This window comes from Robiginitalea sp. (genome assembly GCF_049588695.1).
Taxonomy (GTDB): Bacteria; Bacteroidota; Bacteroidia; order Flavobacteriales; family Flavobacteriaceae; genus Robiginitalea.
This window is the reverse complement of the sequence record NZ_JBAVZJ010000351.1, coordinates 1-2346: the sequence shown is the minus strand read 5'-3', so window position 1 is coordinate 2346 and position 2346 is coordinate 1. Positions and strand designations below refer to the sequence as shown.

Sequence of the window (2346 nt, the reverse complement as noted above, 5' to 3'; positions counted from 1 at the left end):
AGTCTCAAATATAATGAAAAAGAGCATCAGAATGGCTGCCACTGCATCTATTATCCCCAGCGGGGTATCGTTAAATTGAAGGGCCACAAGAATGGGCAGCGTAAACAGCAGAATTAAAATATTTTGATACCCTGAGATAAAAAACAGGTTGAACAAGGTCCATTTCCATTTTGGCTGAAACTCCTTTTTATCCCGTAATATTTGCCATCGATAGTCCTCTTTACCTTCCCAGAATTTGATGGTATACGCACCGTGGCGCGAAAAATTATAGGTCAGTCTGATTCCCCAAAGCGCCACAAGGGTCGTCATGAGTACCAATCGGGGTGAATAGCCTCCATAATCAGCAATAATCCACGCATAGACTATGGGAGTCAAACTCCATAATTTGTCTACCTGACTGCTGTTTCCTGTAATTTCACCAACAACAAAGCAGTACGTAATAACCCCGACATTAACATAGATCACAGACTTCAGAGCTACGACCTGGAAATCAGTCAAAGGCGTTCCAAAATAATAGGTGAGAATCGGTACAACGAGTAAGGTTGTGACTAATAGGGAGGCAATTTTCAGAACATTCATAAATTTGAAGGAGTATTTAGACTGGACGACGTGAGTAAAATTGTCCTGAAATTTAGTGATATTCTCGAATCAAATTATCAACTGATTAAAAAAATGGGCGAAGCCTAAGGGTTTAATAAAAGAAGTTCCCTTCGCCTTTCATTAAGACTGCCAAATGCCCAAGCCCTTATCTGGCCCCTGAGCGCTACACAGGTAAAAACTGATTTTATTATTGTTTTCATTTTATTTGTTTTTTACTTTGTTTGATTTAATTTCTTATCCCATGTTTTCTTTGCAATAGTGCGTTTAAAAGCGCGTATAGAAAACCTGAAGACAGCCCGAACATAAGCACCCCATTTACAGCTTCCAAGCCACCTAATAGTTTCCTTTCATTACTTAAAACGAAATCGCCATAACCCAGGGTAGTGAAATTAACGGTAGAATGATAGAATGCATCTTTGAACGCAGTAAATTCATCATAATACATAAATACTGCTGCCCATAGACTTATTTGTATTAGGCTCCCAATTAATAACACAAAAACCCCAAATACCAAAACGGTAGATATTGTTAAAAAGGTAGGTCGTAGTTCCTGTTTTGAATCTTGCCTAATAATGCCTTGCACCATAACAGATATAAATGCACATTGTATAATCATGCATATACCAATTACTATAGTTCCTGTTAATAGGTTATCAATCAACTTTTAAATCTTTTCGTTCTGTCTCTTTTAATTATCGAAAGGGAATATTTTCTTCCAATCGTTTTTCATGCTTACTACATGCCAGCCACCTTCTTGGGCCGCATTTAAGGATGCATTATCTTTTTCGGAATATGCAAACTCACGTACATCGTCGTCATGATTTACCAAAAGTTGAAAATTGGGTAGTGTGTTTGTTTGGCTATAGGTTAGTTGTCCGATGTCACCTCCACTACGTACATTTCCTCCAACAAAGATTGGGATACGACCAATTCGCTGCTCAATTGTCGCAGGTTTAGTTGCTTTATCGTTCATAAAAATGTTCTTTGTCCCCTTTACAATCTGCCATTCACCATCAACTTGTTCAAAAGTATTCATGGCAAAAGTGCCGATTACGTTTTCGGGTACAATGCCATAAACATCGTCTGCAAAAACCCTCATAAAACTATTGCCTCCACCGGAGCAGATATAGGTTTTAAATTCATTTTTGCGTAAATATTGTAACAATTCCAGCATAGGCTGATAAACAGTCTCCGTATACTTCTTTCCGTACTTTGGATGAGAAGAAGCGTTGAGAAATGCGGTAACATCTGCACTAAATTCTGTCAAGGTCATACCTGCATGCGTAACCGTAATAAGTTTCATTAACTCTTTGCCATGATTATTTAGCAAATCATTCACCAGATATTCATTATCACCTTCAAGAACCGATTTAAAGGGTTGCGTATCCTTCCACTCGGGATGGTCAACTGCCATTTTTTTAACTTGGTATGCCGCAAACTCAAGCTGTGCAACGGGTTGTTCACACCATAATGTGCCATCATTATCAAATGTTGCAATCCTTTCCTCAGGACTCACATATTGGGTACCCCCTTCTTTACTAACACTATTTACAAATTCGATAATAGCAGTTTTTGTAGCTCCTTCATTCCAAGAAGGTAGCGGGTCTGAAATCTCGCTATTTTCTACGGATTCTGTTTTAACAGTAGCTTCATTACATCCCGACAACAAAAGGGTGGTAAGCGTTAAGAATGTAATTAATTTTTTCATGATTTTTTAGTCTTAATATAATCGTCATTGCGAGCGAA

Annotated in this window: 3 protein-coding genes; all 3 read right to left on the bottom strand. The window is 38.2% G+C overall.

The window, feature by feature from the left end; genetic code table 11:
- On the bottom strand, positions 1–579 hold a 579-nt coding region (locus WBV75_RS08530), incomplete at its 3' end, for a DUF1295 domain-containing protein (RefSeq protein WP_424120208.1).
- 247 nt (positions 580–826) lie between these two features.
- A complete protein-coding gene (locus tag WBV75_RS08525) occupies positions 827–1261 on the bottom strand; it encodes an ion channel (protein WP_424120207.1) in 435 nt (144 codons plus the stop codon).
- A 27-nt stretch (positions 1262–1288) separates the two neighbouring features.
- Positions 1289–2308 (bottom strand): HAD family hydrolase, encoded by a 1020-nt coding sequence (locus WBV75_RS08520; protein WP_424120206.1) that lies wholly within the window; start codon positions 2306–2308, stop codon positions 1289–1291.
- Between the last annotated feature and the right edge of the window lie 38 nt (positions 2309–2346).